Source organism: Frigoribacterium sp. AC759 (assembly GCF_979256015.1).
On sequence record NZ_CEEDMT010000014.1, the window covers coordinates 13,794 to 30,497 of the forward strand.

A 16,704-nucleotide genomic window follows, 5' to 3' on the forward strand; every position below is an offset into this window, starting at 1 on the left:
AGGCGAACGCGACCGGGCGTTCCCAGGTGCCTGCAAGGTAGTCTGGACTCTCCGCCCGACTCCCCGCGCCCGTTCATCCCGATCGGTAGACGAGGTCGCCAGCCGACGGAGGTCGTCGTGATCGTAGCCCTGACAGCCTTCGCGGTGGCCGCCGTGGTCGTCGCGGGCATCGGACGCCGCCTCGGCACGTCGCTGTTCCTGTGGGCCTCGCTCGTCCCGTTCGCGGTCTTCGTCTTCACGGCCCTGCAGGGGCCCGCGGTCCTGTCGGGGGAGGTCCCCGAAGAGACCGTGCCGTGGATCCCGCAGCTGGCGATCTCGCTCACCCTGCGGATGGACGTCCTGGCCTGGGTCCTCGCCCTGGTCGTGACCGGCATCGGCGGGCTCGTGCTCGTCTACTGCGCGCGCTACTTCCACAGCGACGAGGCCGGGCTGGCGCGATTCGCGGCCGTCCTGGTCGCGTTCGCCGGTGCCATGTACGGCCTCGTCACGAGCGACGACGTCTTCGTGCTCTTCGTGTTCTGGGAGGCCACGAGCGTCTTCTCGTACCTGCTGATCGGCCACTACACGTCGAAGCAGGCCAGTCGCGGCGCCGCCCTGCAGGCCCTGATCGTCACCACCGCGGGCGGTCTCGCGATGCTGGTGGGCCTGGTCATCCTCGCCGTGCAGGGCGGGACGAGCTCCCTCGCCGCACTCGTCGCCGAGCCCCCCTCGGGCACGGCCGTCACGGTTGCCGTCGTGCTGGTGCTCGTCGGCGCCCTGTCGAAGTCCGCCCTCGTGCCGTTCCACTTCTGGCTGCCGGCCGCCATGGCCGCCCCGACTCCGGTCAGCGCCTACCTGCACGCCGCCGCCATGGTCAAGGCGGGCATCTACCTCGTCGCCCGACTGGCGCCCGGTTATCACGACTCGCCCGGCTGGCAGGAGATCATCGTCACCGTCGGTGTCGTGACGATGGTGCTCGGCGGCTATCGCGCTCTGCGGCAGCACGACCTGAAGCTCGTCCTCGCGTACGGCACGGTCAGCCAGCTCGGGTTCCTCACGATCGTCGTCGGCTACGGCACCCGCGACGCCGCCCTCGCCGGGTTGGCGCTTCTCGTCGCCCACGCGCTGTTCAAGTCGACGCTCTTCCTCGTGGTGGGCGTCATCGACCACCGCACGGGCACCCGCGATCTCCGCAAGCTCAGCGGTCTCGGTCGTCAGACGCCGGTGCTCCTCGTCGTGACGGTGCTCGCGCTCGCCTCCATGGCGGGCGTCCCGCCGACCTTCGGGTTCGTCGCGAAAGAAGCCGTGCTCACCGCCCTGCTGCACGACGCCGAGTCCGGTGCCGTCTGGGGCGTCATCGCCCTCGTGGGCGTCGTGGTCGGATCGATCCTCACCACGGCCTACAGCCTGCGGTTCCTCTGGGGGGCCTTCGCCCGCAAGAAGGGCGTCGAACCGGTCGACTTCGTCCGCGAGCACATCGACTTCCTGTTCGCCCCCGTCGTCCTCGCCGTCGCGGGTCTCGTGCTCGGTCTCCTCGCACACCCCGTCGACCCGGTGTTCGCCCGCTACGCCGACACCCTCCCGGCGGGCGGCGGCGACCACGAGCCGTACTACCTGGCGCTGTGGCACGGTCTCGAGCCCGCCCTGGGGCTGACCGCCATCTCGTTGGCGGTCGGCGCGCTGCTGTTCTGGCGGCGCGACCGGGTGTCCGCCTTCCAGAAGGCGGTCTCGTTCCTGCCCCGCGCCTCCGACGGGTACGTCCGCATCATGGCGGGCATCGACCGCACGGCCTCGCGCACGACGGCGACGACCCAGCGCGGTTCGCTGCCGTTCTACCTGGCGACGATCCTCGTGGTGTTCATCGCCTCGTCCATCGTGACGCTGTCGCTGAACCGCACGTGGCCGAGCTCGGCCGTGCTCTTCGACTATCCCGCTCAGCTCGCGATCGGCGTCCTGATGATCGTCGGGGCCATCGCCGCGGCGCTGTCGAACAAGCGCTTCCAGGCCGTGGTCCTGGTCGGGGTGACGGGCTACGGCATGGCCGCCCTGTTCGCCCTCCACGGGGCGCCCGACCTCGCCCTGACGCAGGCGCTCATCGAGACGATCACGCTCATCGCCTTCGTGCTCGTGCTGCGGCGCCTGCCCGCCCGTCTCGGTGACCGCAACGGCCGGACGCACCGGGTCGCGCGCGCGGTCATCGGCGTGGCCGTCGGCTCCGTCATGGCGGCCATCGCCGTGGTCGCGCTCGGCGCCCGGCCCGGTGCGACGATCTCGGGGGCGTTCCCCTCGCTCGCCGTCGACGGCGGTCACGGCAAGAACGTCGTGAACGTCACCCTCGTCGACATCCGCGGCTGGGACACCATGGGCGAGATCGCCGTGCTCATCGTCGCGGCCACCGGTGTCGCCAGCCTGGTCTTCATCACCTCGCGGGCCGACATCCTGCCCCGACCCGCGCGTCGCACACGGGCGCAGCGCTTCCTCGCCCGTGTCCGGCCCCTGCGCGAGCCGGCACCCGTCGTGCCCGACGGCGGTTCGACCGTGCAGATCGGCGACAGCACGGAGGGTGATCGTCGCGCCTGGCTCCTCGCCGGTCGCAAGCTGGCGCCGCAGAACAGATCGATCCTGCTCGAAGTCGTCGTCCGGCTCATCTTCCACGCCATCATCGTCGTCTCGATCTACCTGCTCTTCGCGGGGCACAACACGCCGGGCGGCGGTTTCGCCGGCGGGCTGGTCGCTGGCTTCGCCTTCGTCGCCCGCTACCTCGCCGGCGGTCGGTACGAGCTCGGTGCGGCCGCACCGCTCGACGCCGGCAAGCTGCTGGGCGCCGGTCTGCTCACGGTCAGCGCGACCGCGCTCGTCCCCCTCTTCTTCGGGGCCGACGCGCTGACGTCCACCTGGGTCGAAGGCGAGGTCCCGCTGCTCGGGCACCTCGAGTTCGTCACCTCGACCTTCTTCGACATCGGCGTGTACCTCGTCGTCGTCGGGCTCGTGCTCGACGTCCTCCGGAGCCTCGGCGCCGAGGTCGATCGACAGGAGGAGGAGGACGACACCGGTTCGCCGGTGCCGCAGCCCGACGACGCCGGCGAGACGCTCCCCGTCTCGGTCTCCGGCCCGACCTCGACCGACGGAGGCCGCGCATGAGCGTCTCGCTCGTCCTGATCGTCGTCATGGCGGCGCTCTACGCCTGCGGCGTCTACCTGCTGCTGGAGCGCAGCATGACCCGGGTGCTGCTCGGGTTCCTGCTCGTCGGAAACGCGACGAACATCCTGATCCTCATCATGTCGGGCCGCCGGGGGGCTGCTCCCATCGTCGACGGCCAGGCCGCGCCGGTCGACTTCGCCGATCCGCTGCCGCAGGCGTTCGTGCTGACGGCGATCGTCATCACCTTCGGCATCTCGGCCTTCATGCTCGCGCTCATCTACCGGTCGTGGCGCCTGGCCCAGGTCGACACGGTCGTCGACGACGTCGAGGACCTCGAGATCGGGCGCCGCGGCGTCCCCGCCGAAGAGGAGGACTCGCAGAGCGACGGCGACGACGTCGCCGGCGGTGACACCGAGTTCGGTGATCGCGCCGAGGCCGCCGTGTCGACCGAGGCGCTCCGTCGGGCGGCCCCCGGCGACCCCGCCGGGAGCCGCACCGACCCCGCCGGTTCAGGCCGCACCGGCCGCCGCCGCACCGACCGCACCGACCAGCCCGACGAGAGCGAGAACGCATGAGCTTCCTCGTCCCCCTCGTGGTCCTCGTCCCGCTCCTGGGCGCGGCCGCCGCATTGATCACGGGTCGTCGCCCGCGGCTGCAGTCGATCCTCTCGATCGTCGCCCTCGGCATCGTGGTGGTCATCAGCCTCGTGCTGCTCGTGGTCGTCGACACGCAGGGCGCCATCGCCGTGCAGGTCGGCGGCTGGGAGGCCCCGTACGGCATCACCCTCGTGGTGGACCGCCTCGCCGCCCTGATGCTCAGCATCTCGTCGATCGTGCTGCTGGCCGTGTTCGTCTTCTCGGTCGGGCAGGGGCAGGCCGACGGCGACGGCGAGGCTCCGGTCTCGATCTACAACCCGACGTACCTCATCCTCGCGACGGGGGTCTTCAACGCCTTCATCGCGGGCGACCTCTTCAACCTCTACGTCGGCTTCGAGATCCTGCTGGTGGCCAGCTACGTGCTGATCACCCTCGGCGGCACCGAGCAGCGCATCCGCGCCGGCGTGGTCTACATCGTCGTCAGCCTCGTCTCGTCGGTGCTCTTCCTCGCGTCGATCGCGATGATCTACGGCGCGCTCGGCACGGTGAACATCGCCGACATCGCCCAGCGGATGGACACCATCCCGGCCGACGTGCAGACGATCATCCACGTCATGCTGCTGACCGCGTTCGGCATCAAGGCCGCGATCTTCCCGTTGTCGTTCTGGCTGCCCGACTCGTATCCGACGGCGCCCGCGCCCGTGACGGCGGTGTTCGCGGGTCTGCTGACGAAGGTCGGCGTCTACGCGATCATCCGGACCGAGACCGTGCTCTTCGTCGAGAGCAACGTCAACGTCTACCTGCTGATCATCGCGTTGCTGACGATGGTGGTCGGCATCCTCGGCGCGGTCGCGCAGGCCGACATCAAGCGTCTGCTCTCGTTCACGCTGGTCAGTCACATCGGCTACATGATCTTCGGCATCGCCCTCGGCACGGTCGAGGGGCTGGCGGCCACCATCTACTACGTGGTGCACCACATCACCGTCCAGACGACGCTGTTCCTCGGGGCGGGGCTGATCGAGCGCCGAGGAGGCACGGCCTCCATCACGAGACTGGGCGGGCTCCTCAAGGCGGCCCCGATCATCGCGGTGCTGTTCTTCATCCCGGCGCTCAATCTGGGCGGCATCCCGCCGTTCTCGGGCTTCATCGGCAAGGTGGCGCTCTTCGAGGCCGGCGCGCGACTGGACGATCCGCTCGTCTACGTGCTGATCGGCGCCGGCGCCCTCACGTCGCTGCTGACCCTCTACGCGCTCATGAGGGCCTGGAACCTCGCCTTCTGGCGTCCGAAGGCCGACGTCGACGACCACGAGTCGCCGTTCACCGAGCACCTCGAGGAGGCGCCGGGTCGCGTGGCCGTGCAGCAGAAGCGCACCAACCCCCGCACGATGGTCGGCGCGACGGCCGGGATGGTCCTCGTGTCGCTCGTGCTCACCTTCGCGGCCGGGCCGCTCTACGGCGTGGCCGAGCGGGCGGCAGGTCGCGTGTACGGGTCGAACGAGTACGTGCAGCTCGTCTTCCCCTCCGGAGAGGGCGAGACCCGGGGCGACGACTCGTCGCCGGCACCGACACCCGCCGGGGGACCGGTCGACGAGGGGAGCACGCCATGACCGGTCGTCCGTCCCGCCGCGAGGTGGGTCGCAGCCTCGCCCGTCAGATGCCGTTGCTGATCGGCCTCGTCGTGCTGTGGATGTGCTTGTGGAGCCAGTTCACGGTGCTCGCCTTCGTCACGGGTGTCGCGGTGGCCCTCCTGGTCACCCGGGTGTTCTTCCTGCCCCCGGTCGAGCTGAGCGGCCGGTTCAACATCTGGTACGCGCTCGTGTTCCTGGCGCACTTCGTCGTCGATCTCGTGCGCGCGTCGGTGCAGGTGGCCTGGCAGGCCGTCGGCCCCCGGGGGGTCCACTCGAACGCCATCGTCGCCGTCCAGCTGCACACGCGATCGGACTTCATCATGACGCTGGTGGCCGAGGCGATCTCGCTCGTCCCCGGTTCGCTCGTCGTCGAGGCCGATCGCGAGCGGTCGATCCTCTACCTGCACGCTCTCGGCGTCCGAGACGCCGACGAGGTCGAGGCGGTCCGTTCGGGCGTGCTGGTCGTCGAGAAGAGGATCGCCCGTGTTCTGGGCAGCACCGACGATCTCCGGCGGATCGCGGACGGCACGCCGGCCGCCGCCGAGGTGCACGACCCGGTGTCCCCGTCCTCGTCCTCCGAAGGGGGTCCCTCATGATCGTCGTCGAATACGTCGTGGGCGCGCTGTTCGCCTTCGCCGGTCTCGCCTCGGTGATCCGCATCGTCCGGGGTCCGTCGATCCTCGACCGCATGATCGCCTCCGACATGCTGCTGACGACGCTCATCTGCGTGCTCGCGGCCGACATGGTCTTCTCAGGGCACACCCGCACGATCCCCGTGATCATCGTGCTCGCGCTGTCGGCGGTGTTCGGATCGATCACGGTCGCCCGGTACGTCTCCAGGCAGGACCCGTCATGATCTCCCAGTCCGTCTACGACATCGCGTCGTCCGTCCTGCTCATCGCCGGCGCGCTGCTCTCGCTCGCCGCGGGCATCGGCCTGCTCCGGTTCCCCGACGCGCTCTCGCGCATGCACGCCGCGACCAAGCCGCAGATCTTCGGGCTCATCCTCGTGCTCGCCGCCATCGCGCTCGACCAGCACACCGTCGGCACCATCGCGTCCCTCCTCGTGGTGCTCGTCTTCCAGATGCTGACGGCGCCCATCTCGGCTCACATGATCGGGCGCGCCGGCTACCGGAACGGCGACCTCCGGCGCGATCAGCTCGTCGTCGACGAGCTCGACGAGGCCGTGGCCCGTGCGGCGGGCGAGCTCGCCGAGACGGTCGAGAGCGACGACGCCGACATCGACGTCACCGACCTCCCGGTCGGATCCGCCGACGCCCTGGCCGTCGAGATGGACCGCGTCGAGGGCGTGGGCGACCACTCCACGGCCGACGGCGACGGTCTCGTCGAGCGCGACTCGGAGGGCCTGCCGCGGCAGGCCGGCGACGATCGACGAGGCGGTTCCGACGGGCTCTGACCGCCCCCGGCCCGGGTGGACGGAGCACACGTCGTCACGCCCTAAACTCGACCCATGCCAGAGAAGGACACCCCGGTAGGGATCGACATCAAACCGCGGAGCCGAGTCGTCACCGACGGCGTCGAAGCCACGACCTCCCGGGGCATGCTCCGTGCCGTCGGGATGGGCGACGCCGACTGGGACAAACCCCAGATCGGCATCGCCAGCAGCTGGAACGAGATCACCCCCTGCAACCTGTCGCTCGATCGTCTCGCGCAGGGTGCGAAGGAGGGCGTCCACTCCGGCGGCGGCTACCCCTTGCAGTTCGGCACGGTGTCCGTCTCCGACGGCATCTCGATGGGGCACGAGGGCATGCACTTCTCGCTCGTGTCGCGCGAGGTCATCGCGGACAGCGTCGAGGTCGTCATGAACGCCGAGCGCCTCGACGGCTCGGTCCTCCTCGCCGGCTGCGACAAGTCGCTGCCGGGCATGCTGATGGCCGCCGCGCGCCTCGACCTCGCCAGCGTCTTCCTCTACGCGGGCAGCGTCGCCCCCGGCTGGGTCAAGCTCAGCGACGGCACCGAGAAGAACGTGACGATCATCGACTCGTTCGAGGCCGTCGGCGCCTACAAGGCCGGCACGATCGGCGAAGAGGACCTCAAGGCCATCGAGTGCGCGATCGTCCCGGGCGAGGGCGCCTGCGGCGGCATGTACACGGCCAACACGATGGCGAGCGTCGCCGAGGCCCTCGGCATGAGCCTCCCCGGCTCCGCCGCCCCGCCCTCGGCCGACCGTCGTCGCGACTACTTCGCCCACCGCTCGGGCGAGGCGGTCGTCGAGATGCTCCGGCTCGGCATCACGACGCGCGACATCCTCACGAAGAAGGCCTTCGAGAACGCCATCGCGGTCGCCATGGCCTTCGGCGGCTCGACGAACGTCGTGCTGCACCTTCTCGCCATCGCGTACGAGGCCGAGGTCGACCTCACGATCGACGACTTCAACCGCATCGGCGACAGGGTGCCGCACATCGGCGACCTCAAGCCCTTCGGCAAGTACGTCATGAACGACGTCGACCGGATGGGTGGCGTGCCCGTCGTCATGAAGGCCCTCCTCGACGCCGGGCTGCTGCACGGCGACTGCCTCACGGTCACCGGCAAGACGGTCGCCGAGAACCTCGAGGCGATCAAGCCGAAGCCCCTCGACGGCGAGGTGCTCCGCACCCTCGACAACCCGATCCACGCGACCGGCGGGCTGACCGTGCTGAGCGGCACGTTCGCCCCCGAGGGCGCCGTCGTGAAGACCGCCGGCTTCGACGCCGAGGTCTTCGAGGGCCCGGCCAAGGTCTTCGAACGCGAGCGCGGGGCCATGGACGCCCTGACGGAGGGCCGCATCGAGGCCGGCGACGTCGTCGTCATCCGGTACGAGGGCCCCAAGGGCGGGCCGGGCATGCGCGAGATGCTCGCCATCACGGCCGCCATCAAGGGCGCAGGGCTCGGAAAAGATGTACTACTCTTGACGGACGGACGATTCTCAGGCGGCACAACCGGCCTGTGCATCGGCCACATAGCACCCGAAGCGGTCGACGCAGGTCCGATCGCCTTCGTGCGCGATGGTGATCTGATTCGGGTCGATATCGCCGCTCGCTCGATCGACCTACTCGTCGATCCGGCTGAGCTCGCCTCCCGCCGCGACGGCTGGGAGCCCCTCCCGCCGCGATACACCCGCGGTGTCCTCGCCAAGTACGCACGCCAGGTCCGCTCCGCAGCGGAAGGCGCCGTCACCTACTAGGCCGCGCCTCCCGGGCGGTCCTCGGTCGGGGTCGGCCCACCGAGACCGCCGGCACGGCGGCCAGGGCTCGACCGGCAGCGGCGACACCCCGTCATCACCGTCACATCATCACGAAGAGGAACCCGGCCCCGATGCCTCCAGAAGCGACGCCCCTCCCCGGCGGCACGACCCGTGCCTCCGGGCGCGGCACCAGTCCCGACGCCACCACCGCGCCTCCCGTCCTGACCGGCTCGGGCGCGATCCTCAAGTCGCTCGAATACCTCGGCGTGACCGACGTCTTCGGCCTGCCGGGCGGCGCGATCATCCCGTTCTACGACGAGCTGATGGCCTCGACGGCGATCCGTCACATCCTGGTCCGGCACGAGCAGGGCGCCGGTCACGCCGCCGAGGGCTACGCGGCCTCGTCGGGTCGGGTCGGCGTGGCCATCGCCACCTCCGGCCCCGGCGCGACCAACCTCGTCACGGCCATCGCCGACGCCTACATGGACTCCGTGCCCCTGCTGGCCATCACCGGTCAGGTGTTCTCGACCCTGATGGGCACGGACGCCTTCCAGGAGGCCGACATCGTCGGCATCACCATGCCGATCACGAAGCACTCGTTCCTCGTGACGAAGCCCGAGGACGTCCCCGCCACCCTCGCGGCGGCCTATCAGATCGCCAGCACGGGTCGACCCGGCCCGGTGCTCGTCGACATCACCAAAGACGCCCAGCAGAACAGCGCGCCCTTCATCTGGCCGCCCGTCGTCGACCTGCCGGGCTACCGACCGGTGACCAAGGCGCACGGCAAGCAGATCACGGCCGCGGCCCAGATGATCGCCGATGCGAAGCAGCCCGTCTTCTACGTCGGCGGCGGGGTCATCCGCGCCGGCGCGTCCGCCGAGCTCAAGACCCTGGTCGAGGCCACCGGCGCCCCCGTGGTGACGACCCTGATGGCTCGAGGCGCGTTCCCCGACTCGCACCAGCAGCACCTCGGCATGCCGGGCATGCACGGCACCGTCCCGGCCGTGCTCGGTCTTCAAGAGAGCGATCTGATCATCGCGCTCGGCGCCCGCTTCGACGACCGCGTCACGGGCAAGGCCGATCTCTTCGCGCCGAACGCCAAGGTCGTCCACGTCGACATCGACCCCGCCGAGATCTCGAAGATCCGCATCGCCGACGTCCCCATCGTGGGCGACGCGAAGGTCGTCATCCCCGACCTCACGAGCGCCTTCCTCGAGGTCACCGGTGGCACGCGCCCCGACATCTCGGCCTGGTGGGAGCACCTCGACGGGCTGCGCGAGCAGTTCCCCCTCGGCTACACCGAACCCGACGACGGCCTCCTCTCGCCCCAGGGCGTCATCCAGCGGATCGGCGAGCTCTCGGGCCCCGAGGCGGTCTACGCGTCGGGCGTCGGACAGCACCAGATGTGGTCGGCGCAGTTCATCCAGTACGAGCGTCCGAACGCCTGGCTCAACTCCGGAGGCGCGGGGACGATGGGCTACTCCGTCCCGGCCGCCATGGGAGCCAAGGTCGCGCAGCCCGATCGCGTGGTCTGGGCCATCGACGGCGACGGCTGCTTCCAGATGACCAATCAGGAGCTCGCCACCTGCGTCATCAACGACATCCCGATCAAGGTCGCGATCATCAACAACTCGTCGCTCGGCATGGTGCGGCAGTGGCAGACCCTGTTCTACGAGGGCCGCCACTCGTTCACCGACCTGAACACGGGGCACGAGACGCGCATGGTGCCCGACTTCGTGAAGCTCGCCGACGCGTACGGGGCCCTGGGCATCCGCGTGCGTCGTGAAGACGAGGTGGACGCCGCCATCAAGCTGGCGCTCGAGACGAACGACCGCCCGGTCGTCATCGACTTCGTCGTCAGCCGCGACGCCATGGTGTGGCCGATGGTGCCCCAGGGCGTCTCGAACTCCGAGATCCAGCACGCCCGAGCCCTCGCTCCCGAGTGGGACGACGAGGCGCCCGGCACGAGCGCCTCCGACACCACGCGCGACGGCGACATGACAGGAGAGCACGCATGAGCCACGTCCTGAGCCTCCTGGTCGAAGACAAGCCGGGTCTGCTGACGCGGGTCGCCGGCCTCTTCGCCCGCCGCGGCTTCAACATCGAGAGCCTCGCCGTCGGCAAGAGCGAGCTCGAGGGCTTCAGCCGCATCACGGTCGTCGTCGACGTGGAGGAGCTCCCGCTCGAGCAGGTCACGAAGCAGCTGAACAAGCTCGTCAACGTGATCAAGATCGTCGAGCTCGACTACTCGCAGTCGGTGCAGCGCGAGCACATGCTGATCAAGGTGCGGGTCGACAACACGACCCGATCGCAGGTGCTCGAGGCCGTGACGCTCTTCCGCGCCTCGGTCGTCGACGTCTCGACCGACGCCCTCGTCATCGAGGTGACCGGCGACACGGGCAAGACCAACGCCCTGCTCCGCGTGCTCGAGCCCTACGGCGTGAAGGAGATCTCGCAGTCGGGTCTGCTGGCCATCGGCCGCGGCGCGAAATCGATCACCGACCGCGTCTTCAAGAACTAGACCGGCGGGGCGCGGTCGACCCGCGCCTCCTCGGCCCCCATCAACCGACATCCACCGACACCCGTCGACAACCGAGGAGTATCACCACTGTGACTGAAATCGTCTACGACAACGACGCCGATCTGTCGATCATCCAGGGCAAGAAGGTCGCCGTCATCGGCTACGGATCGCAGGGCCACGCGCACGCGCTCAACCTGCGCGACTCGGGCGTCGAGGTCGTCGTCGGCCTGAAGGAGGGCTCGAAGAGCCGCGCCAAGGCCGAAGAGGCCGGGTTCACCGTGCAGACGCCCGCCGAGGCCTCGGCCTGGGGCGACGTCATCGTCATCCTCGCGCCCGACCAGGTGCAGCGCCACGTCTACGCCGACGACATCGCCCCGAACCTCGCCGACGGCAAGGCGCTCGTCTTCGGGCACGGCTTCAACATCCGCTTCGGCTACATCGAGGCGCCCGCAGGCGTCGACGTCGTGCTCGTCGCCCCCAAGGGTCCGGGCCACACGGTCCGCCGCGAGTTCGAGGCGGGCCGCGGCGTCCCTGTCATCGTCGCCGTCGAGCAGGACGCCTCGGGCTCCGCCTGGGACCTCGCCTGGTCGTACTCGAAGGGCATCGGCGGTCTGCGTGCCGGCGGCATCAAGACCACCTTCACCGAAGAGACCGAGACCGACCTGTTCGGCGAGCAGGCGGTGCTCTGCGGCGGCACCTCGCAGCTGATCCAGTACGGCTTCGAGACCCTCACCGAGGCCGGCTACCAGCCGCAGATCGCCTACTTCGAGGTGCTGCACGAGCTCAAGCTGATCGTCGACCTCATCTGGGAGGGCGGCCTGGCCAAGCAGCGCTGGAGCGTCTCCGACACGGCAGAGTACGGCGACTACGTCTCCGGCCCGCGCGTCATCACCCCCGACGTGAAGGACAACATGAAGGCCGTGCTCGCCGACATCCAGTCGGGCGCGTTCGCCAAGCGGTTCATCGACGACCAGGACGCCGGCGCCCCCGAGTTCAAAGAGCTGCGCAAGAAGGGCGAGGAGCACCCCATCGAGGCCACCGGCCAGGAGCTCCGCGCGCTGTTCGCCTGGAAGCAGCAGGACGCCGACTACGTCGACGGCAGCGCCGCCCGCTAGTCGCCCGTCTCGTCACCGAGTCACCCCACGAGGGCCTCGCACCGCCCGGTGCGGGGCCCTCGCGGCGTCCGCCCGGTCGGCCTCGCCGTGGCATGATCTAAGGCATGGCAGATCGCAAGACAGCAGTCCACTTCGGCGCCGGCAACATCGGCCGCGGCTTCGTGGCCCAGTTCCTCCATGCGAGCGGATACGAGGTCGTGTTCGCCGACGTGAACGACGACCTCATCGGCTCGTTGCAGTCGCAGTCGTCGTTCGAGGTGCACGAGGTCGGCGAAGACAGCCGCACCACGGTCGTCGACGGCTACCGGGCGATCAACAGCCGCTCCGACGAGGAGGCGCTGGTCGCCGAGATCGCGGCCGCCGACATCGTCACGACCGCGGTGGGCGCCCGCATCCTGCCGTTCGTCGCCCCGGTCATCGCGAAGGGCCTCGCCGCCCGCGACGCCGACCGCCCGGCCCTCGCGGTCATCGCCTGCGAGAACGCCATCAACGCCACCGACTCGCTGGCCGCCGCCGTGCGCGAGCACGACCCCGCTGACAATGCCGTCTTCGCGAACTGCGCCATCGACCGCATCGTCCCCGAGCAGGCCGGCGGCACCCTCGACGTCACCATCGAGTCGTTCTTCGAGTGGGTCGTCGAGAGCACGCCGTTCGGCGACAACCGACCCGAGATCGAGGGCGTCACCTGGGTCGACGACCTCGAGCCGTTCATCGAGCGCAAGCTCTTCACCGTCAACACCGCCCACGCGGCGGCGGCTTACCACGGGTTCCGTCGCGGTCTCACGAGCATCCGCGAGGCTCTCGACGACACCGAGGTCATGGCCGAGGTGCGGGGCGTGCTCGCCGAGACCAAGTCCCTCCTCGTCGCCAAGCACGGGCTCGAGGCCGACGCGCAGCAGGCCTACATCGAGAAGAACCTGGTGCGCATCGCGAACCCGCACCTCCCCGACACGACCGAGCGGGTGGGGCGCAACCCGCTCCGCAAGCTCAGTCGGCACGAGCGGTTCGTCGGTCCTGCGGCGCAGCTCGCCGAGCGGGGGATGCCGTCCGAGGCGCTCGTCCGCGCCGTCGGTGCCGCCCTGGACTTCTCCGTGGCCGACGACGTCGAGAGCGTCGAGCTGCAGGCCCTGCTCGTCTCGGGCCTCGGTGTCGACGAGCTGACGACGACGCTCACGGGCGTCCTCGCCGACCACCCGCTCTTCCCGGCTCTGCGCGACGCGGTGGCCGCCAAGACGTCGGCATGACCCCGAGCGGCCCCGGCGCACCCGACCACGGAGACGACGACGCGCTGAGCTGGGGCGACGAGCTCGACGCCAGCCACATCGACGGGCCCTCCCGCGACGCCTCGACGATCGGATCCGAGGGCGACCTCGACGACGATCCGAACGCCGTCCGGCCGATGAGCTCGGCGTCGCTGATCGCCCACGGGGTGCTCGGCGGGGTCTTCCTGCTCTGCTCCGTCGGCTGGGTCGCGCTCGTCGGGCGCTTCGGGTACACCTTCGCCACCCCCGTCGCGACGGGCCTGTGGCGGTTCGGCGTGCTCCTGGCGGTGGCGGCGCCGGCGCTCTGGTTCGTCTCGTCGATCGTGCTCGTGCCCGCCACGGCCACGCGCCGACGCATCCTCGCCATGATCGTCGGCGCCCTGGTCGTCGCCCCCTGGCCCCTCCTGATCGGCGCGGGCGCATGAGCCGGGCCTCCGCCGGAGCGACGGTCGGCACCCGACGCGACCGCGCCTCCTCGGTGGTGTTCGTCGCCCTCGTCGTGCTGTTCGGTCTGCTGTTCGCCTACGACCTGTTCGAGGCCGTCACGAACCTGGTCTCCGTGCCGGGGCAGGCGCGATACGCCAACAACGACTTCTACGCCGAGAACGGGCTCGACGGTCTCGTGGCGTCGCCGCCGTGGTTCGCCCTGATCGCGAACGTGGCGCTGCCGCCCGCGGCCTTCGTCGCCGCGCTCGTCGTGGTCCGCCGTCGGCCGCTGCCCGTCGTGGCGCTGGTCCTGCTCGCTGGTCTCGCGGCGGTGGCCGCCCTCAGCCTGACGATCACGGCGTACGTCCAGAGCGTCTGACGCCGCCGGGCCGACCCGGGGCGTCACACGTCGGCGGAGTCGATAGAGTGACGACAGCCGCGCCCACGGCGCGTCGCGGCCGTCCCCCCGACTCTCTCTTTAAGGACATCGTCTCCGTGGCAAAGCCCGTCGTGTTGATCGCAGAAGAACTCTCACCCGCAACCGTCGAGGCCCTCGGCCCCGACTTCGACGTGCGATCGGTCGACGGCACCGATCGTCCGGCCCTCCTCACGGCGCTGGCCGACGCCGATGCGGTGCTCGTCCGATCGGCCACCCAGGTCGACGCCGAGGCCATCGCCGCGGCGCCGAACCTCAAGGTCGTCGCCCGTGCCGGGGTCGGCCTCGACAACGTCGACATCAAGGCGGCCACGACCGCCGGTGTGATGGTCGTCAACGCCCCCACGTCGAACATCATCTCGGCGGCCGAGCTGACGGTCGGGCACATCCTGAGTCTCGCCCGGCACATCCCCGCCGCTCACGCGGCCCTCGCCCAGGGTCAGTGGAAGCGCTCGAAGTACACCGGGGTCGAGCTGTTCGAGAAGACCGTCGGCATCGTCGGTCTGGGTCGGATCGGCGCCCTGATCACGGCCCGTCTGCAGGCGTTCGGCGTGAACGTCGTCGCCTACGACCCCTACGTCACCCCGGCGCGAGCCCAGCAGCTCGGGGTCACGCTGCTCTCGCTCGACGACCTGCTGGCCACGGCCGACTTCGTCACCATCCACATGCCGAAGACCCCCGAGACCACCGGCATGATCGGTCTCGAGCAGATGAAGGCGATGAAGAAGAGCGCGTTCGTCGTGAACGTCGCGCGCGGCGGTCTCATCGACGAGGACGCCCTGTACGAGGCGCTCACGACGGGCGAGATCGCCGGTGCGGGCCTCGACGTGTTCGTGTCCGAGCCCCCCGTCGACCAGAAGCTGCTCGGTCTCGAGAACGTCGTGGTCACGCCGCACCTCGGCGCGTCGACGTCCGAGGCGCAGGAGAAGGCCGGCGTCTCGGTCGCGCGGTCGGTGCGTCAGGCACTGGGCGGCGAGCTCGTCCCCGACGCCGTCAACGTCGCCGGGGGAGTCATCGACCCCTACGTCCGACCGGGCATCGGCCTCGTCGAGAAGATCGGGCAGGTCTTCTCCGGCCTCGCCGACAGCCCCCTCACGAGCGTCGACGTCGAGGTGCGCGGCGACCTCGTCGAGTACGACGTCAGCGTTCTCAAGCTCGCCGCGCTCAAGGGCATCTTCACCAACATCGTCAGCGAGTCGGTCAGCTACGTGAACGCGCCGCTGCTCGCCGAGCAGCGCGGCATCACGGTCCGTCTGCTCACCGACCCGGCGAGCGACGAGTACCGCAACGTCATCACCCTGCGCGGCTCGCTCAGCGACGGCTCGCAGATCTCGGTGTCGGGCACGCTGACCGGCACGAAGCAGGTCGAGAAGATCGTCGAGATCAACGGCTACGACGTCGAGGTGCCGCTCGCGAAGCACCACCTCGTCATGGTCTACGGCGACCGCCCCGGCATCGTGGCCGTCTACGGGCGCGAGTTCGGCGAGGCGGGCATCAACATCGCCGGCATGCAGATCGCACGTCGCAGCGCCGGTGGCCAGGCGCTCAGCGTGCTGACGATCGACAGCCCCGCTCCCGACGAGCTCGTCGAGAAGGTCCGCGTCGCGATCGACGCCGAGCTGCTGCGCGAGATCGACATCACGCTCTAGTCCGACCACACCCCCCTGACCGCCCGCCCCCGTATCCGGGGGCGGGCGGTCCGTCGTCCGGCCGTGGAGCGGCCGAGACGTCGCCGAGGAGGCGCGGCGTCAGATCTCGAGGGATTCGTGATCCGCCAGCAGCAAGGCCTGCCCGCCTGCCGCTTCGGCGCTCGACCGGAGCCGGTCGAAGTGCATGGCGAGCCCGGCGTCGCTGAGGGTGCGTTCGTGCGTGGGGAACACGGTGGTCGCTCCGACGGCGGTGACGTAGTCCATGGCCTCCGAGATCTTCAACCACGGGGCGCCCACGGGCGCGGCGAGTATCTCGACGGGAACGGGCGGGACGGTGAACGCGTCGCCGGGGTAGAAGAGCCGACCGTCGACGAGCACGCCCATGTTGTCGATGACGGGGATCGACTCGTGGATGACGGCGTGACGCGAGCCGTGGAACGCGAGGTCGAACGGGCCGACCTCGATCGTGTCGCCGTCCGCGACGACGTGGACGTCGAACTCGGCCGCCGCGGAGGCGACTCCGGCCGGACCGTAGATCGTCATGCCGGGGTTCGTCGCGAGCAGGTGGGCGAGCTGGTCGGGCGTCCAGTGGTCGGGGTGCTCGTGCGTCACGACGACGGCGTCGACGTCGGCCACGTCGATCATCGGCGAGCCGAACGACCCGGGGTCGACGACCAGGCGCCGCCCCTCGATCTCGATGATCAGGCAGGCGTGTTCGAGTTTGGTGAGGCGCATGGGCGCGACTCTACGCGCGGATCCAGGCGACGC

The 16,704-nt window shown here is 70.0% G+C and carries 15 protein-coding genes; 14 read left to right on the top strand and 1 reads right to left on the bottom strand.

Annotation, left to right across the window (positions count from 1 at the left end; translation table 11 throughout):
• Positions 1 to 117: 117 nt before the first annotated feature.
• The 14 genes from ACZ6JE_RS10735 to serA all read left to right on the top strand — a co-directional run bounded on the left by ACZ6JE_RS10735 (position 118) and on the right by serA (position 15,936).
• Positions 118 to 3,120: a Na+/H+ antiporter subunit A gene (locus ACZ6JE_RS10735; protein ID WP_464318924.1), complete on the top strand. Its 3,003-nt coding sequence runs from the start codon at positions 118 to 120 to the stop codon at positions 3,118 to 3,120.
• Complete coding sequence (locus ACZ6JE_RS10740) at positions 3,117 to 3,695, top strand: Na(+)/H(+) antiporter subunit C (protein ID WP_464318925.1); 579 nt, start codon at positions 3,117 to 3,119, stop codon at positions 3,693 to 3,695. The genes ACZ6JE_RS10735 and ACZ6JE_RS10740 overlap by 4 nt, the downstream gene beginning before the upstream one ends.
• Positions 3,692 to 5,323 carry a Na+/H+ antiporter subunit D gene (locus ACZ6JE_RS10745; RefSeq protein ID WP_192058400.1) on the top strand — a complete coding sequence of 544 codons (1,632 nt, stop codon included), beginning with the start codon at positions 3,692 to 3,694 and terminating at the stop codon, positions 5,321 to 5,323. The genes ACZ6JE_RS10740 and ACZ6JE_RS10745 overlap by 4 nt, the downstream gene beginning before the upstream one ends.
• Positions 5,320 to 5,940 (top strand): Na+/H+ antiporter subunit E, encoded by a 621-nt coding sequence (locus tag ACZ6JE_RS10750; protein ID WP_464318926.1) that lies wholly within the window; start codon positions 5,320 to 5,322, stop codon positions 5,938 to 5,940. Before ACZ6JE_RS10745 ends, ACZ6JE_RS10750 begins: the two co-directional genes overlap by 4 nt.
• The gene (locus ACZ6JE_RS10755; RefSeq protein WP_192058396.1) at positions 5,937 to 6,200 is read left to right on the top strand and encodes an MrpF/PhaF family protein; all 264 of its coding nucleotides are present in this window, start codon (positions 5,937 to 5,939) and stop codon (positions 6,198 to 6,200) included. The genes ACZ6JE_RS10750 and ACZ6JE_RS10755 overlap by 4 nt, the downstream gene beginning before the upstream one ends.
• On the top strand, positions 6,197 to 6,760 hold the full coding sequence (gene mnhG / locus ACZ6JE_RS10760) for a monovalent cation/H(+) antiporter subunit G (protein ID WP_463463040.1): 564 nt from the start codon (positions 6,197 to 6,199) through the stop codon (positions 6,758 to 6,760). Before ACZ6JE_RS10755 ends, mnhG begins: the two co-directional genes overlap by 4 nt.
• Positions 6,761 to 6,814: 54 nt before the next feature.
• Positions 6,815 to 8,527 carry a dihydroxy-acid dehydratase gene (gene ilvD / locus ACZ6JE_RS10765; protein WP_464318927.1) on the top strand — a complete coding sequence of 571 codons (1,713 nt, stop codon included), beginning with the start codon at positions 6,815 to 6,817 and terminating at the stop codon, positions 8,525 to 8,527.
• Positions 8,528 to 8,658: 131 nt separating this feature from the next.
• Entirely contained in the window at positions 8,659 to 10,545 is a 1,887-nt protein-coding gene (locus tag ACZ6JE_RS10770; RefSeq protein ID WP_192058390.1) for an acetolactate synthase large subunit, read from the top strand.
• A complete protein-coding gene (gene ilvN, locus ACZ6JE_RS10775) occupies positions 10,542 to 11,048 on the top strand; it encodes an acetolactate synthase small subunit (protein WP_192058388.1) in 507 nt (168 codons plus the stop codon). The genes ACZ6JE_RS10770 and ilvN overlap by 4 nt, the downstream gene beginning before the upstream one ends.
• Before the next feature lie 89 nt (positions 11,049 to 11,137).
• Positions 11,138 to 12,163 carry a ketol-acid reductoisomerase gene (gene ilvC, locus ACZ6JE_RS10780; protein ID WP_320479029.1) on the top strand — a complete coding sequence of 342 codons (1,026 nt, stop codon included), beginning with the start codon at positions 11,138 to 11,140 and terminating at the stop codon, positions 12,161 to 12,163.
• A 104-nt stretch (positions 12,164 to 12,267) separates the two neighbouring features.
• The gene (locus ACZ6JE_RS10785) at positions 12,268 to 13,407 is read left to right on the top strand and encodes a mannitol-1-phosphate 5-dehydrogenase (protein WP_464318928.1); all 1,140 of its coding nucleotides are present in this window, start codon (positions 12,268 to 12,270) and stop codon (positions 13,405 to 13,407) included.
• Positions 13,404 to 13,850 carry a hypothetical protein gene (locus ACZ6JE_RS10790; protein WP_464318929.1) on the top strand — a complete coding sequence of 149 codons (447 nt, stop codon included), beginning with the start codon at positions 13,404 to 13,406 and terminating at the stop codon, positions 13,848 to 13,850. The genes ACZ6JE_RS10785 and ACZ6JE_RS10790 overlap by 4 nt, the downstream gene beginning before the upstream one ends.
• A complete protein-coding gene (locus ACZ6JE_RS10795) occupies positions 13,847 to 14,230 on the top strand; it encodes a hypothetical protein (RefSeq protein WP_192058379.1) in 384 nt (127 codons plus the stop codon). Before ACZ6JE_RS10790 ends, ACZ6JE_RS10795 begins: the two co-directional genes overlap by 4 nt.
• Before the next feature lie 116 nt (positions 14,231 to 14,346).
• Positions 14,347 to 15,936: a phosphoglycerate dehydrogenase gene (gene serA / locus ACZ6JE_RS10800; RefSeq protein WP_243213512.1), complete on the top strand. Its 1,590-nt coding sequence runs from the start codon at positions 14,347 to 14,349 to the stop codon at positions 15,934 to 15,936.
• Between the two features lie 99 nt (positions 15,937 to 16,035).
• Here the strand turns inward: serA and ACZ6JE_RS10805 are convergent, their stop codons facing one another.
• A complete protein-coding gene (locus ACZ6JE_RS10805; protein ID WP_464318930.1) occupies positions 16,036 to 16,671 on the bottom strand; it encodes an MBL fold metallo-hydrolase in 636 nt (211 codons plus the stop codon).
• Positions 16,672 to 16,704 lie beyond the last annotated feature (33 nt).

Excerpts from the sequence above, each read along its gene's own strand:
- ACZ6JE_RS10750 (WP_464318926.1), top strand. The coding sequence starts at position 5,320 with ATGACCGGTCGTCCGTCCCGCCGCGAGGTGGGTCGCAGCCTCGCCCGT.
- ACZ6JE_RS10740 (WP_464318925.1), top strand. The coding sequence starts at position 3,117 with ATGAGCGTCTCGCTCGTCCTGATCGTCGTCATGGCGGCGCTCTACGCC.
- ACZ6JE_RS10795 (WP_192058379.1), top strand. The coding sequence starts at position 13,847 with ATGAGCCGGGCCTCCGCCGGAGCGACGGTCGGCACCCGACGCGACCGC.
- mnhG (WP_463463040.1), top strand. The coding sequence starts at position 6,197 with ATGATCTCCCAGTCCGTCTACGACATCGCGTCGTCCGTCCTGCTCATC.
- ACZ6JE_RS10805 (WP_464318930.1), bottom strand. The coding sequence starts at position 16,671 with ATGCGCCTCACCAAACTCGAACACGCCTGCCTGATCATCGAGATCGAG.
- ACZ6JE_RS10770 (WP_192058390.1), top strand. The coding sequence starts at position 8,659 with ATGCCTCCAGAAGCGACGCCCCTCCCCGGCGGCACGACCCGTGCCTCC.
- ACZ6JE_RS10785 (WP_464318928.1), top strand. The coding sequence starts at position 12,268 with ATGGCAGATCGCAAGACAGCAGTCCACTTCGGCGCCGGCAACATCGGC.
- ACZ6JE_RS10790 (WP_464318929.1), top strand. The coding sequence starts at position 13,404 with ATGACCCCGAGCGGCCCCGGCGCACCCGACCACGGAGACGACGACGCG.
- ACZ6JE_RS10745 (WP_192058400.1), top strand. The coding sequence starts at position 3,692 with ATGAGCTTCCTCGTCCCCCTCGTGGTCCTCGTCCCGCTCCTGGGCGCG.
- ACZ6JE_RS10755 (WP_192058396.1), top strand. The coding sequence starts at position 5,937 with ATGATCGTCGTCGAATACGTCGTGGGCGCGCTGTTCGCCTTCGCCGGT.
- ilvD (WP_464318927.1), top strand. The coding sequence starts at position 6,815 with ATGCCAGAGAAGGACACCCCGGTAGGGATCGACATCAAACCGCGGAGC.
- ilvN (WP_192058388.1), top strand. The coding sequence starts at position 10,542 with ATGAGCCACGTCCTGAGCCTCCTGGTCGAAGACAAGCCGGGTCTGCTG.